The sequence below is a fragment of the Rhizobium sp. 1399 genome (genome assembly GCF_031455475.1).
Lineage (GTDB): Bacteria > Pseudomonadota > Alphaproteobacteria > Rhizobiales > Rhizobiaceae > Rhizobium.
Map to the genome: position 1 here is coordinate 47750 of NZ_JAVDSU010000011.1, position 13225 is coordinate 60974.

Consider the following 13225-nt stretch of genomic DNA (forward strand, 5'->3'; position numbering starts at 1 on the left):
AAAAAAAGTCTTGAGACGGACTTTGCGGGCAACAGCAAAGCCGCCCTGAAAACCGGGCTTTCCGTCCCGGCGCCTTATTTTTTCAATGCATAGTTGATTCTGCGAACCGTCTCAGCTATGCGGATCGCATAGGTCGGCAATCGCCTCCACCAGGGAAATTTGGTGGCCCTGTAGACGGATCGCGTCCCGATATTCGAGCCGCCCTCTTGTACGACAGTCACGTTTTGGCGGGTCGTGTAGACCCGCGCTCGGGATGCCCAGCCGCGCTCCAGTTCGATATCCCAGGGAAACCGCATGACGCCGACCGTCTTGAGAAGCTTCAGGGCACCCATCCGCGTCACCGCATAGCAGGCTGCCGACCCCTGCGGACCATGCGTTACCCGCCCGATCTCATCGCCGATAGCCGAGGTGGCGACAGGCCTGAAGCCGACGATACGGTGATTGAAGAGCTTGATCACATCGGCACCGGGCACCGCCGCAAGTGCCGCTTCGGCGCGCGCAATGAGGTCGGCAGACAAAATGACATCGTCCTCGACGATGATGCAGGCGGCCTCGCCCGTTTCCAAGAAAGCCGCGAGCACCTTCAGATGGCTCCGGTAGCAGCCATATTCGCCCGGCAGGATGGTCCGGCCATTGTTGCGCTGAAAGGCGCGCTCATCACAGGCCGTCCGCTGATCTGCGGCAATCTCCCGCCCATCGACGCCGGCAATGCGAATAAGGTCGAACTGCAGGGCCTTGGCCCGATCGGACAATGCATTCCACCGATCCGTGGACCGGTCGAGATTAATCACATAAATGCGGGTCGTCATCGTCCAACCGTGGTTTGCAGCTCAAAGCAGCCGGGCCCCCCCTGAGGCCAAGCTTCCCGGCAAACTCGCCTAGCACTTCCCCCGCCGGCTGTGCAACCTGCCGTCGCGGCATGGCAGCAATGTCGGTAACGAATTTCTCCTTGATCGGCCAAGGGCAAGCCCAGAACCGCGATGACATCAGCTTGAATTGCCGCCCCGGAGCCTCTAGCACTCGTACCTATCGATCATCCCGTCAGGACGCATAGCTTGCCAGCCTTCCCCTTCTCCGTCGCCGATCCCATCCAGCATCATGGCGCGCTTCCGAAAACCTCCGACGTCGTGATCATCGGCGGCGGCGTCATCGGTGTCACGACGGCGCTGTTTCTGGCGAGGCGCAGGATCTCCGTAACGCTCATCGAGAAGGGACGCATCGCCGCCGAACAGTCCTCGCGCAACTGGGGCTGGATCCGCAAGCAGGGCCGCGATGCCGACGAGCTGCCCATCGTCATCGAAGCCTGCCGCCTGTGGAAGGAGCTCGCGGCAGAATGCGGCGAGGATATCGGCCTCACCGAGACCGGCGTCACCTATCTCGCAAACTCCGACAAGCAGATGGCCAGCTTCGAAACCTTCATGAAGCTCGCGAGCGCCTACGACCTCGACACCCGCCTGCTCGACAGCGGGCAGACGGCCGCCCTCTTCAAGGGCATCTCCCGCAAATTTGCCGGCTCGATGACGACGCCATCGGACCTGCGCGCCGAGCCATGGCTCGCCGTCCCTGCCCTTGCCCGGCTCGCCGCCCGTCTGGGTGTCACGATCATCGAAAACTGCGCGGCGCGAACCCTTGATATCTCCGCCGGCAAGGTAAGCGGTGTGTGGAGCGAGGCCGGCCGCATCGAGACCTCGACGGTGCTCGTCGCAGGCGGCGCCTGGTCGTCGCTCTTCCTCAGAAAACACGGCGTCTCCATCCCGCAGCTTGCTGTCCGGGCAACCGTGGCCGCAACCGAGCCCTTGGCCGAAATCCACGCAGGTGCCGCAGGCGGAGCGGACGTCGCCTTCCGCCGCAGGCAGGATGGCGGCTACACGCTGGCGCCGGCAAGCCACCGCCTCTATCTCGGCCCCGACGCCTTCCGCCACGCCACGAAATATATGCCGGCGCTCATGGCCCACCCCTTCGGCACCCGCTATTCGGCGGCAGCCCCCGAAGGTTACCCGGACAGCTGGTCGACCCCGCGCAACTGGACAGCGGATACCGAGAGCCCGTTCGAACGGATGCGCGTGCTGAACCCCGCCCCCGAACAATCCAGCCTCGATGCAATCAGCCGCAATTTTCAGCGCCTCTTCCCGCAATTCGAAACCGTCCGCCTGAGGACGACCTGGGCCGGCATGATCGACGCCATGCCCGACATCGTTCCCATTGTCGACCGCGTGCAGGCCATCACCGGGCTCTTCGTCGCAACCGGCATGAGCGGCCACGGCTTCGGCATCGGTCCCGGCATCGGCCGCGTGGTCTCAGACCTAATCCAGGGGAACGCGCCCGGCCACGATCTCAACCGGTTCCGGCTCTCACGCTTCACCGATGGAAGCCGCATCCGGCCGGGGCCGGCGATCTGATCTGACGCGAATGCCTGCGCGCGCTCATGGGGCGCGTGCTTGGCACCGAGTAAGGCGTTTGCTTCCGTGTCCACACTGCCCAGACAGGACAGATCACCGGATGATCAAGTGTAGGGATTTTTTGGCGACACCTCGATCCGGAAGCCCTGCTTCTTCAGGTCGCGAAGAAGCTCCGGAGCAGGCGGCTTCTTCAGGCAGATCATGGTCACAAGCCCCGGCGACAGCAGCCGCAAGCTGCAAGCCATATCCTGCGCATAAACGCCTGACCAGTATCCCGCGAGCCGCGCGGAAAATTTCGATTTGCTCGCGCCGCTGAGCGGCCCCCACCAGAAGCCGTTCATGGACCGCCAGGCAATCCCGTAATATCCGAGAGCAGTCATGATCTTGAATGTTTCCGATCGCGACAGGCGGAAGACAAAATTGCCGACGGGTTCAAATTGGTCGTAGGGATGCTCGCCTCGCAGGAAGCGTTTGATGCTTCTCTTGAGGCTTCCAAGCGGCGACCAATGGCCGTCCAACGGTTCGATAAGCACGACGCCTAAGCGGGAAACGCGCAGCATCTCATAGAGGCCGACGGCTGGCCGCGGGAAGTGATGATAGGCTTCCTTGCACAGCACATAGTCGAATTGTTCGTCATCGAAGGATATCTTTTCGGCATTCTCTTCGGAATAGGCGTCGATCCAGCTTCGCCGCTTGGCAATCTCGAGCGTCGACGCGGATATGCTGGTTGCAAGAACCGATCGAACGTGGGGCCGCAGGAAATTGGCATCGGTCCCGAAGCGGCCATCGCCGACCGTCATCCAGCTCGTGCCTGCAGCATGCCTGAGGAGCGGATCGAGCGACGCATACATCCGGTCGTGATGCAGGCAGTCGACCGTATCCTGGGCGACGTAGCGCGACGGCAGATGGCTTTCCGACGCATTGTGATCCTCATCGGAGCGATGCCGGAGATAGGTATCGCTGATGCGTGCGGAATTGGGATATTGAACTGAAGCCATTGAAACCCACCCCTCAACTGTCAACTACGCGCAATCAAACCGCCAGACTCGTTTGCCTGGCGTCACTGGACGCACGGCCGCCCGGTGCGGCCTCCTTCGCCCTACGCAATCATCACTAGGCTACCGGCCAATAGACACGCAGGACACATGCTCTTAAGGACGAATCCGCTAGACCGGTCACCAACCTTTGGGGGTCAAGTGCCACCCAAGGGCTTAGATGCGACAACGTCGTGAGATGACGGCAATGCCCATCAGAAGTAGCGCCGTGGCGAGCCTGAGACCACCACCATTCTATTCCGGCTCTAGTTCCGCCTCGCGATGAAAACCGATGTCGTCATGTTTCTGGTGACGACGCCGCCAAAATCGCTCCGTGCGAGATCCTCCAGCGCGTCCAGCAACGCCTCGCGCTTCTCCGCCGCCAATGCCACGACATTCGAATAGGTCGCGTAGAGCCGCCGCACCGCGGGCGGATCGAGCGTCAGCGTCCACTCGAACATGACAGGCGGATCGCAGTGGAATGAGGCCTCCTCGAAATCCCTAAGTCGGGCCTCGCTGTCGAGCCCGTATGGTGTTTGCGTCGTCCCTCCGCCAGACGGGCTTGGGCGATGCCCGGCAAAGAGGTGCGCACTCGCCTTATGAAAGGGGTCGGGCCTGATGCTGTCGCCAAAGACATTCCAGATCAGAGCGACGGCGCCGCCATCGTGCAGCAGCGCATGGATACGCCGCAGCGCCGGAACGGCATCGAGCCAATGAAATGCTGTTGCGCTGACGACGAGGTCGTAGGATTGCGGCGTCTCATCCAGTTCTTCGAAGGCTTGCTCGATCACCTCGAGTTCGGGGCGATGCAGCCGCGCACGCAGGAACTCCGCAAGCCGCCTGTCCGGCTCGACAGCCAGAAGCCGCTGCGGCTCCTGTTCAAGAAGATGTTCCGTGGCAAGCCCGGTTCCCGCCCCGATCTCCAGTATCGAAATACCGGATCGCAATCCGGCCCGCTGCCGCAACACATCCCACACCACCGGCGGATAAGGCGGCCGGGCCAACTGATAGTTTTCAGGGCTCAGTCCAAAGGCTTGCCGGCCGAATGAACGGGCAAGGGTGTCACCGGACATGACGATCTCCGCTCTGATCGACGTAGACCTATCTCATTCCGCAAGAAAGCGCACCCACTAACCAAGCAGCGAAACCACGCCGCTGGCGATATCGTAGCGCGCCGCCACGACCTTGAGTTTGCCCTCCTTGGCAGCCCCTGCGATGACGGTCGAGCTTCGGCTGATCAGCGTCGCCTGCATCCTGGCATTGGCATCGATGGCTGCCCCAAGGTCGTTGCCTGCGGCATTCACCGCCGGCCAGATCGGCGCATAGAGGGCGCCGATCTGGCCGGGCACGGCCTTGCCGTCGATGGTCGCCTTCACCGCGCCGCAGTTGGTATGGCCGAGCACCATAAGAAGCCGGACGCCAAGAACGGCAACACCATATTCGAGGCTGGCGATGATCTCGGGCGTAGCGATATTTCCCGCGACACGCACGACGAAAAGCTGGCCGATGCTCTGGTCGACGACAAACTCCACCGGCACGCGTGAATCGGCGCAGGAGAGGACCGCCGCGAAAGGCTCCTGCTTTTCCGCCGTCTTCGCCTTGAGGATCGAAAGGTCTTCATTGAGGGATTGGAGACGCCCCTCGATGAAGCGCCTGTTTCCATCCATCATCGCCTTCAGCGCCTCATCGGGCGCCAAGATGCTCTGTGCCGATGCCGGCCCCGCGGACGAGGTGACAGCCCCGGCCGCTACTGCCGCCACACCTCCCAATGCACTGCACAGGAAGCGGCGGCGCCCCTGATCCTCAGGAACATCAGGATGGCCACCGCAGCCGCAAGCCACCGCAGGGTGTCGCTCAAAACCATGCATTTTCCCCTCCCAAGATTGAGAATGCCGAACCCAAGCCCCCCGCTTCCGCATGGCAACGCGAGCGCCCGCCTTGTGCAAGTCGCCCAAACGGGTGAGCCGCGACCGGTCTTTGCCCGCGCGTTATTCGTGGCGTCATCTCCCAGAATATTTCGCAACGCGAACGGCTCGAAGCCATCGGCGGCTTGTCCTCGCAATGTCCCCTGATGCATCCAGGGACACGTTAGGGAGATGGGGAGCAAACCAATGACACCAGCAATCGTTTTATTGCTGTTTGTATCAGGCATAGCTGGTGGCGTGATCAATGCGCTCGCCGGCGGCGCCACGCTCTTGACCTTCCCCGCCATGCTCGCTGCCGGCCTGCCGCCCGTCACCGCCAATGCCTCGAATGCGGTGGCGATCGTGCCGGGCCATCTGCTCGCCGTCCTCGCCGATCGCCGCAAGGTCCTACCGTTGGACGCCAAACTCTGGTCATCCGTCCTCGTCTGCCTCGTCGGCGGTGCCGTCGGCGCGCTGCTGCTGCTCGCCTTGCCCGAGCGGCTTTTCGTTCTCCCCGTTCCAGCCCTGATCGGCATCGCCACCCTGCTCTTCCTCTTCTCGCCCCGCATCGCCGCCTGGGCCGAGGCAAGGCGCGGCGATGCCGAGCCCTCGCGCGGTCTCGGCCTTTCCGTCCTGGGCCTCTCGTCGATCTATGGCGGCTTCTTCGGCGCCGGCCTCGGCGTCATCCTGACGGCGGTTCTCTCGATTGCCGATCCCAATGACATCCGCCGCGTCAAGGCGCTGAAAAACCTGCTCGCCACCTCGGTCAGCATGGCAGCCGTTATCATTTTCATCGTCCAGCGCGCCGTCCACTGGCCCGAAACGTTGACGATGCTGTCAGGCGCCCTGGTGGGCGGCTATCTCGGCGGTTACCTCGTGCGCGTGCTGCCGGCCACCATCGTCCGCTGGTTCGTCATCCTCACCGGCTCAGTCATGACGGTTGTCTATGCGGTGAAATACTGGAGCTGAGGCCCGCCCCTATCCTTCACTTCCGCCGCCACAGCCGCTTCAACCCCTGCCACCGTTTCACGAGACGGATCACGACAGGCGGCGGGATCTTCCTGTTGTCGGCTATTGTCCCCTCTCTCGTGACAGGCGACCGGGGATCGAGCAGGAAGGCCACCATCACGCAGGCGTTCGTCGCCTCTGCCGTCAACATCTCATCCGACAGCAGCAGACCTTGCTCGCCTTCGCCAAACGCCTGCCCGCCGGCGAGAACCGCGCCGCTAAACACATAGAAATACAGGTCGCACCCCTGCTTATGCGGAAAGTCCACCCGCACACCTGCCTCCAGCCGGATATCGAAGAAATCGATCCGGTTGCGCACGAAAAAGGGCGCGTCGCCCCCTTCCGGCCCGACAAGGTGCCGCCAGCGATTGGGCATGATTTCGGGCATTGCCCCATACTGGATGCCGGGTTCGAGATCGACAGCATCGGGCCGCACGAGGATCTGCAGCATGCGCAGCGGCGGATCGGAGGCCAGCGTCTCCTCGGAGTGCCAGAAGCCGCGCCCTGCATTCATCACCATCAGATGCCCGCTGTCGCAAACCAGCCGGCCACGGGCTCTGTCTTCATGGCGCATCACGCCTTCAGGCACCCAGGAGATGATCTCGTCATTGCAGTGCTCGTGCATGGCAATGAACCGGCCCGGATGCAGGATGGATTCGACCACCATCGCCAGCGGCCCATGCCCATGATCTCCAGGCTTCGGCTTCACCCATCCCGGCATGTTGATATGCGCGACAAACCCTCCCATGTCGCGCACGACGAAGGTACGTTCCCCCTTGAGCAGCATCGCGTCCTCCTTGCCTGCAAGCAGTGACGATACCGGTCCATTAGCGCCCCGATACCATTAGAGGTCAATGAAGCGGCCTGCCATTGACCTGTCCCGCCCCGGCCTTAAATGCCTGCGCCGTACTCGCAACAAGGAAACCCATCGTGAGCAACGACAACACAATTCCGTTCCGGCGCCCTGACGCCCTCGCCAGATTTGCGAAGTCTCCTCTCGTCGCAGCCCGCTATGGCGGCGCGGATGAAGCGCGGCTCTCGGCATTCGAGACGCAGCACGAGGTCAGTCTTTCCGATGGCTATCGCGATTTCCTGATGCGGGAAAACGGCCTTGACTATCATATCCCCCACACCACCATCGCCACCCTGCCCGCAGAGGCGCAGCGCGATGCCTTCGTTCTCTCGGACATCAACACCCTGTTTGGCATCGGCAACGGGCATCCGTATTTCGATCTCGAGGAAGTCGCCCCGGACATGGATTTCCACGACTACGGTTTCACCCCCTTCGCACATGTCGTCGGCCTCGGCGGCGACTTCTGCACCCTCGTCGAACTCACCGAAGGCAAACATACAGGCGCGATCATGTACACCGATGGCGAGCTTTTCCATGGCATGCGCAGCGGCGGCATCGCCGGAAAATCCGCTGACGAAGCGATCGATTATTTCATCGAGAGCGGTTACTACTATCGGATCGCGACGAACTTCTCCGACCTCTTCGAAAAATATGCCCGACTGACCTGAGGCTTCGCACCGTTCCGATCATTCCCACAGATACAAAGCCCTAGGCGGCCAATATCAGACCTCCCGTGTTTTCTGATAGCGGCCAGTTTCAAGCTTCGATAGCAACGCGACAACAGCCTCATCCACACCCTGCTTCGCAGTGTCGATGGTGACGGGGCTTTGCCCCCAAGCCTCATAGTCGTGTGCAGTCACCTCTTCCCAGCGAGGCTTTACCAACCCCGGAACATCGCTTGCCCGCGTTTCCACCCGTCGGCGATGTTCATTCCGGTCCGAGCAGATGATCTCTATCTCAACGGCCGGCACACCTGATCGCGCTGCGACCGACAGCCAGGCGTCTCGTGTCACTTTCAAGGGATTGACGGAATCCGCGACGACAATGTTGCCGAGCGTGAGATTATCTTCGGCAATCCCGTATCCGACCATGTAACCTGCCGGGCCGACCTCCGAGCTCAACATGCCCGAGGCCCGGATATTCTGTTCGATCGTATCGATACGCAGATGGACGGCCCCAAGCTCCTTCGCCAGGGCACGCGCAATCGTCGTCTTCCCCGAACCCGGCAAACCGCCGAAAATGATCAGCATGAATTGGCACCTCCCGCTTGCTGATGGACTTCACGAATCCGATTTTTGTACATCCGTTGCCTCGCCCGAGGCAGCAAGAATATCATCGAGCGCCTGACGGCGCGCCCCGGCGTGAGACAATCGCCAGCGAACTGCGTCATCCGCGCCATCCCCTTCCTTGATGTCGAGATCCACCGGGCTCACCGGTTCGCCGGTCTTCTGATCGATGAACCCCCAGCGGATCTCCGCCCCTGTTTTACGATTGACGAAGGTCATGGGCGGTCCAGAAGCACCCGACATGCCGAGGCTGTCGCCGATCTGGGCGAGCACCGGCATGATGGGCGCGATCTGCCAACCCTTCTGGGTCAGGAGATATTCGAACCTTTCCGGGTTCACCTGATAGCGCCGCCGCTCGATGAGGCCATTGGCTTCCAGATGCTTCAGCCGGTCACTGAGCGTCGCATTGGTCACGCCAGACGATTGGCGAAAATCCTCATAGCGGCTGAGGCCACAGACAAGATCGCGCAAGATAAGCATACCCCACCGATCGCCGATCGCCGCCATGACGCCGGCGATCGAGCATACCATTCCATCGAAACCCTTCGAACGCATCGAACCCTTTCCGAAGCCCGTGAAATCGCCTGGCTCCTCTGATCATGAGAGCCACATTAGTTTGCCGGAACGGCCGTTTCAAGAAAGCCCGGCAAACAACCGCCCTGCGACAAACCGGGCGGATAATTCGCTTGCCCGACCAGTTACTCTTATTATAAGAGTTACAATGTCTTTGGAGCGTGCCACGCCTCCGAATGAATGCAGCGCAGGCCTGAAGCTCGATGTGGATCGGGCGCCGATTGCTGCAACGCATCACCGGTTTTGCCAAAACGGGAGGATCTCACCTTGGCGCCGAACACCACCGCTAACTTCACCAGCCCGACACTTGCATTCGCCGGCAGCGCAGTCGCAACAGGCCTCTGGTTCGCTGCCCTTGTCGCAATACCGGAGCTTCAACGCTCGGACCTGTCCATCATCGTCGCGCGCATCGCAGTGCACCTCATCGTGCTCGGCGGAACCTGGGCGGGATTGTCGCGCACCTCCCTCACGGCATCTGAGCGGACATGGACCTGGCTGGCGATCGCCATTCCGCTCACCCTCTGGCACGGCGCAGCCTGGATTATTGTCGCCGATGGCCTTCTCCTGCCGGGAGCAGTCTCAATCCCTTTGCTGCCGCTGATGATCGTCGTGCCGACGGCCATCGTGATCACGCTTTTGTCGCGCTCGGACCGGATCGGCGTGCTGCTCGATGTTATGCCCGCCAACTGGCTGATCGGCCTCCAGGCCTACAGGGTGATCGGCGGCGTGTTCCTCGCCAACTGGCTGGCCGGGACGACGCCAGGCGTTTTCGCCCTTCCTGCCGGTACGGGTGACGTGATCACCGGGCTGATGGCCTTACCGACAGCAGCAATGCTCGCAAGTGGCCGGCCAGGCAGCACCCGGGCAGCTCTGTTCTGGAACCTCTTCGGCATAGCCGATCTGGTCGTCGCGGTCACGATGGGCGCCCTTACCACGCCCGGCCCCCTGCAGCAGCTCGCCCTCGATCATCCCAATCTGACGACCGGCACCTACCCAACCGCCATCATTCCGGCCTTCACCGTCCCCACGTCTCTCGTCCTGCACGCCCTGTCACTGCGCCAATTGCTGAGGCGCACGCGAGGCGCGGCGGCAATTGCCGTGTGACGGCGAAATATCTCCGGGTCTAGGCGCGATCCACTGGCCCGGAGCCTCCTCAGATAGGAACACTGAGACCTACCTTGATCCTGTCCATGGCGACGAACGTCCGAAACCGCTTCACATTGTTGTTGCCGAAGAATAGCCGCCGCGTCAGCGCCTCGTAATCGGCCATCGCGGGCACGGTGATGACGAGCACGAAGTCGGCTTCCCCCGTCACGTAGTAACACTGCTGGATTTCCGGGGCGGCGGCGAATTCGCGTTTGGCTGCCTCGATCTGCTCCGCCGTTTCGCTAATGACCTCGACCTCGACAAAGATGGTGATCGCCTGGCCGACGGCGGCCGGATCGATCACCGCGATATTGGCCTTGATGACGCCCTCCTCCGTCATCCGCCTGATGCGCCGCTGCACGGATGGCGCCGACAGGTTGACGGCCTCGCCGATCGTCCTTTGCGGCGTGGTATTGTCGCGCTGGAGGATCTCAAGAATCTTGCGGTCGAAGGCGTCGAGCGTGGATGTCGAAGGGACAGGCATGGGCGGCTCTCATGAAACAAACTTGCAAAAACGGCTCTCAATATCAGCGCAATTTTCGCCCGCTCTGCAATATGTTTCCATAACAGAGCAGCGAGGCCTTCATGTTCATCCTCAACACGACAAGCGATTATCGACATCAGCTCGAAACGGCAGATGCCAATACGCTCGGCATTGCCGCTGCCGCAGGCATAGAAGACCACCTGCGATACCGCGACGACAACGCCGAAACACCGCTGGTCTCGCTGCCGGCGCTGGCAGCCGCGTCAGGCGTTGCTGCGATCCATGTGAAGGATGAGGGAAAACGCCTCGGGCTCGGCAGCTTCAAGGCGCTCGGCGGCGCCTATGCCGTCATTCGCCTCGTTCTGGAGGCCGCCGAGGCAAGGCTTGAACGCAGGGTCGACATGGCCGAACTGCACTCTCCGGACGTGCGAAAAGTCGCGGAAGCCATGACCTTTGCCTGCGCCACCGATGGCAATCATGGCCGCTCGGTCGCCCAGGGTGCATCCCTCGTTGGTGCGCGGGCGTCGATTTTTGTCCATGCCGGTGTAAGCGACGAACGCGTCGCCGCGATTGCCCGCTTTGGGGCAGAGATGATCCGGGTGGCGGGAAGCTACGACGACTCCGTGAAGGAAGCCACCCGCGTCGCGAAAGAACGCGGCTGGACCATCGTGTCCGACACCTCATGGCCCGGCTATGAGCGCATCCCCGGCCTCGTCATGCAGGGTTATACGGCGCTGGTGCGCGAGGCGCTGAAACAGATGCCGCAGCCGCCCACCCATGTCTTCATCCAGTCCGGCGTCGGCGGCATCGCCGCTGCCGTCGCAGGCCATCTGGCGATTGTGCTGGGCGCGCAGCGTCCAGTCTTCACCGTCGTCGATCCCGCCCGTGCCGCCTGCCTGTTCGAAACCGCGCGTGCCGGCTATCCGGTCACCATTGCCCATGGCGAACCGACCGTCATGGCGATGCTGGAATGCTACGAGCCCTCCCTCGTCGCCTGGCGCATCCTGTCGCGCACCGCCGATGCCTTCATGACCGTCGATGAGGAGGATGCGATCTCCATCATGCGGCAGCTTGCCAACCCCTTGGGCAGCGATCCCCCCATCGTCTCGGGCGAAAGCGGCGGCGTCGGCCTTGCCGGCCTGTTGAAGGCGCTCGCCGATCCCGATGCGAAAGCCGCCCTTTCCCTCGGCGCGGATTCGCGCATCTTCGCGGTGAACACGGAAGGCGCCACCGACCCCGGCCGATATCAGGAAATCGTCGGCCGCTCGCCTGACGCGGTCCTGACGCGAGGTGCAGCATGAGCAACATCTCCATCGATGCATCGAGGCTCCTCGGCCGGATCGCCGAACTCGGCGCGATCGGCCGCGATGCGGATGGCAGGCTGGTGCGCCTTGCCGCCTCCGACACGGACAAGCTCGGCCGCGATCGCCTCGTCACCTGGATCGAAGCTGCCGGACTGGAACTCGCCATCGACCGCATCGGCAACATTTTCGGCATCTGGGCGCCCGCTGGCACAGAGGATCGCCCGCCGCTGCTGCTCGGTTCGCATATCGATACAGTCATCGACGCCGGCATCTATGACGGCTGCTACGGCGTGCTGTCGGCCCTCGAGGTCATCGAGACGCTGAAGGCATCAGGCTTCACCCCCTCTCGCCCTATCGCCGTCGCGGCCTTCACCAATGAGGAAGGCGTGCGTTACGCGCCCGATATGATGGGCTCGCTCGTCTATGCCGGCGGGCTTGATGTAGAAACGGCGCTTGCGGCAACAGGAACCGACGGTTCACTGCTCGGTGACGAGCTGAAACGTATCGGCTATGCCGGTGAGAAAGAGCCGGGTTTCCTGGAGCCCCACGCCTATATCGAACTCCATATCGAGCAAGGCCCGGTGCTGGAGCGCGAGGGCATCCCGCTTGGCGCGGTCGAAAACCTGCAGGGCATTTCCTGGCAGCGCGTGACGATCGAAGGTGACGCCAACCATGCCGGCACCACGCCGATGACGATGCGTCGCGATGCCGGCCATGCGAGCGCCCGCGTCATCACCTTCCTGCGCGGGCGCGCCATGGCGTCGAACACGCCGACGGTCGCGACCGTCGGCTGCATGGAATTCCAACCCAATGCCATCAACGTCATCCCCTCGCGGGCAATCTTCACCGTCGACCTGCGCGACCCGGATGAGGATCGGCTGAGAGAGGAAGAGGCAGCCCTGGCCCGTTTCCTCGAAAGCCTCGCTGTCGAAGAGCAGGTTACGATATCGGCGGAGCGGCTCGCCCGCTTCGAGCCGGTCAAATTCGACGAACAGATCGTCGCCGCGGTCGAGGACGCCGCAAGAGCCCGCGCCCTGCCGTGCAAGCGCATGACCTCCGGCGCCGGCCACGATGCCCAGATGATCGCCCGCATCGCGCCATCAGCCATGATCTTCGTGCCGAGCAAGGGCGGCATCAGCCATAATCCGAAGGAATTCACCTCTCATGACGATCTCGTCGCAGGCGCCAACATCCTGCTCGATGTCGTCAGCACACTTGCGCAGGAGGAATAGCG

General features: G+C 62.4%; 14 protein-coding genes. 6 read left to right on the top strand and 8 right to left on the bottom strand.

The annotated features are described in order from the left end of the window. Positions 1-74 precede the first annotated feature (74 nt). Entirely contained in the window at positions 75-809 is a 735-nt protein-coding gene (locus J2X71_RS27785) for a glycosyltransferase family 25 protein (RefSeq protein ID WP_310387245.1), read from the bottom strand. Positions 810-1055: 246 nt separating this feature from the next. Between J2X71_RS27785 and J2X71_RS27790 the strand changes: the two genes are divergently transcribed. Continuing rightward, positions 1056-2399 (top strand): FAD-binding oxidoreductase, encoded by a 1344-nt coding sequence (locus J2X71_RS27790; RefSeq protein WP_310387247.1) that lies wholly within the window; start codon positions 1056-1058, stop codon positions 2397-2399. Between the two features lie 104 nt (positions 2400-2503). On the opposite strand, the gene J2X71_RS27795 is transcribed toward J2X71_RS27790, so the two are convergent. The 3 genes from J2X71_RS27795 to J2X71_RS27805 form a co-directional block, all read right to left on the bottom strand. Next, positions 2504-3397, bottom strand: coding sequence for a class I SAM-dependent methyltransferase (locus J2X71_RS27795; RefSeq protein ID WP_310387249.1), 894 nt, complete (start codon positions 3395-3397; stop codon positions 2504-2506). 302 nt (positions 3398-3699) lie between these two features. After that, a complete protein-coding gene (locus J2X71_RS27800; RefSeq protein WP_310387251.1) occupies positions 3700-4506 on the bottom strand; it encodes a class I SAM-dependent methyltransferase in 807 nt (268 codons plus the stop codon). A gap of 57 nt (positions 4507-4563) precedes the next feature. Next, positions 4564-5301: a carbonic anhydrase gene (locus tag J2X71_RS27805; protein ID WP_310387253.1), complete on the bottom strand. Its 738-nt coding sequence runs from the start codon at positions 5299-5301 to the stop codon at positions 4564-4566. Positions 5302-5544: 243 nt separating this feature from the next. Here J2X71_RS27805 and J2X71_RS27810 point away from each other — a divergent pair, with 243 nt between their 5' ends. Further along, complete coding sequence (locus J2X71_RS27810; protein WP_310387255.1) at positions 5545-6306, top strand: TSUP family transporter; 762 nt, start codon at positions 5545-5547, stop codon at positions 6304-6306. A 16-nt stretch (positions 6307-6322) separates the two neighbouring features. Here the strand turns inward: J2X71_RS27810 and J2X71_RS27815 are convergent, their stop codons facing one another. Then, the gene (locus tag J2X71_RS27815; RefSeq protein WP_310387257.1) at positions 6323-7132 is read right to left on the bottom strand and encodes a pirin family protein; all 810 of its coding nucleotides are present in this window, start codon (positions 7130-7132) and stop codon (positions 6323-6325) included. A gap of 143 nt (positions 7133-7275) precedes the next feature. Between J2X71_RS27815 and J2X71_RS27820 the strand changes: the two genes are divergently transcribed. Then, positions 7276-7866 carry an SMI1/KNR4 family protein gene (locus J2X71_RS27820; RefSeq protein WP_310387258.1) on the top strand — a complete coding sequence of 197 codons (591 nt, stop codon included), beginning with the start codon at positions 7276-7278 and terminating at the stop codon, positions 7864-7866. Positions 7867-7920: 54 nt separating this feature from the next. Here J2X71_RS27820 and J2X71_RS27825 read toward each other — a convergent pair whose 3' ends face one another. Continuing rightward, positions 7921-8448 (bottom strand): AAA family ATPase, encoded by a 528-nt coding sequence (locus J2X71_RS27825; protein WP_310387259.1) that lies wholly within the window; start codon positions 8446-8448, stop codon positions 7921-7923. A gap of 30 nt (positions 8449-8478) precedes the next feature. After that, positions 8479-9039: a helix-turn-helix domain-containing protein gene (locus J2X71_RS27830; RefSeq protein WP_310387261.1), complete on the bottom strand. Its 561-nt coding sequence runs from the start codon at positions 9037-9039 to the stop codon at positions 8479-8481. A 285-nt stretch (positions 9040-9324) separates the two neighbouring features. Between J2X71_RS27830 and J2X71_RS27835 the strand changes: the two genes are divergently transcribed. Further along, the gene (locus J2X71_RS27835; RefSeq protein ID WP_310387263.1) at positions 9325-10161 is read left to right on the top strand and encodes a hypothetical protein; all 837 of its coding nucleotides are present in this window, start codon (positions 9325-9327) and stop codon (positions 10159-10161) included. Between the two features lie 49 nt (positions 10162-10210). On the opposite strand, the gene J2X71_RS27840 is transcribed toward J2X71_RS27835, so the two are convergent. Beyond that, positions 10211-10687, bottom strand: coding sequence for an Lrp/AsnC family transcriptional regulator (locus tag J2X71_RS27840; RefSeq protein ID WP_310387265.1), 477 nt, complete (start codon positions 10685-10687; stop codon positions 10211-10213). 101 nt (positions 10688-10788) lie between these two features. Here J2X71_RS27840 and J2X71_RS27845 point away from each other — a divergent pair, with 101 nt between their 5' ends. Beyond that, a complete protein-coding gene (locus tag J2X71_RS27845) occupies positions 10789-11988 on the top strand; it encodes a diaminopropionate ammonia-lyase (RefSeq protein ID WP_310387267.1) in 1200 nt (399 codons plus the stop codon). Continuing rightward, positions 11985-13223, top strand: coding sequence for a Zn-dependent hydrolase (locus J2X71_RS27850; protein ID WP_310387269.1), 1239 nt, complete (start codon positions 11985-11987; stop codon positions 13221-13223). Before J2X71_RS27845 ends, J2X71_RS27850 begins: the two co-directional genes overlap by 4 nt. Positions 13224-13225 lie beyond the last annotated feature (2 nt).

What these genes read in the sequence shown, in the direction of transcription:
- J2X71_RS27785 (WP_310387245.1), bottom strand. Translation starts at nt 809, where the DNA reads ATGACGACCCGCATTTATGTGATTAATCTCGACCGGTCCACGGATCGG.
- J2X71_RS27795 (WP_310387249.1), bottom strand. Translation starts at nt 3,397, where the DNA reads ATGGCTTCAGTTCAATATCCCAATTCCGCACGCATCAGCGATACCTAT.
- J2X71_RS27800 (WP_310387251.1), bottom strand. Translation starts at nt 4,506, where the DNA reads ATGTCCGGTGACACCCTTGCCCGTTCATTCGGCCGGCAAGCCTTTGGA.
- J2X71_RS27805 (WP_310387253.1), bottom strand. Translation starts at nt 5,301, where the DNA reads ATGCATGGTTTTGAGCGACACCCTGCGGTGGCTTGCGGCTGCGGTGGC.
- J2X71_RS27810 (WP_310387255.1), top strand. Translation starts at nt 5,545, where the DNA reads ATGACACCAGCAATCGTTTTATTGCTGTTTGTATCAGGCATAGCTGGT.
- J2X71_RS27815 (WP_310387257.1), bottom strand. Translation starts at nt 7,132, where the DNA reads ATGCTGCTCAAGGGGGAACGTACCTTCGTCGTGCGCGACATGGGAGGG.
- J2X71_RS27825 (WP_310387259.1), bottom strand. Translation starts at nt 8,448, where the DNA reads ATGCTGATCATTTTCGGCGGTTTGCCGGGTTCGGGGAAGACGACGATT.
- J2X71_RS27830 (WP_310387261.1), bottom strand. Translation starts at nt 9,039, where the DNA reads ATGCGTTCGAAGGGTTTCGATGGAATGGTATGCTCGATCGCCGGCGTC.
- J2X71_RS27840 (WP_310387265.1), bottom strand. Translation starts at nt 10,687, where the DNA reads ATGCCTGTCCCTTCGACATCCACGCTCGACGCCTTCGACCGCAAGATT.
- J2X71_RS27845 (WP_310387267.1), top strand. Translation starts at nt 10,789, where the DNA reads ATGTTCATCCTCAACACGACAAGCGATTATCGACATCAGCTCGAAACG.
- J2X71_RS27850 (WP_310387269.1), top strand. Translation starts at nt 11,985, where the DNA reads ATGAGCAACATCTCCATCGATGCATCGAGGCTCCTCGGCCGGATCGCC.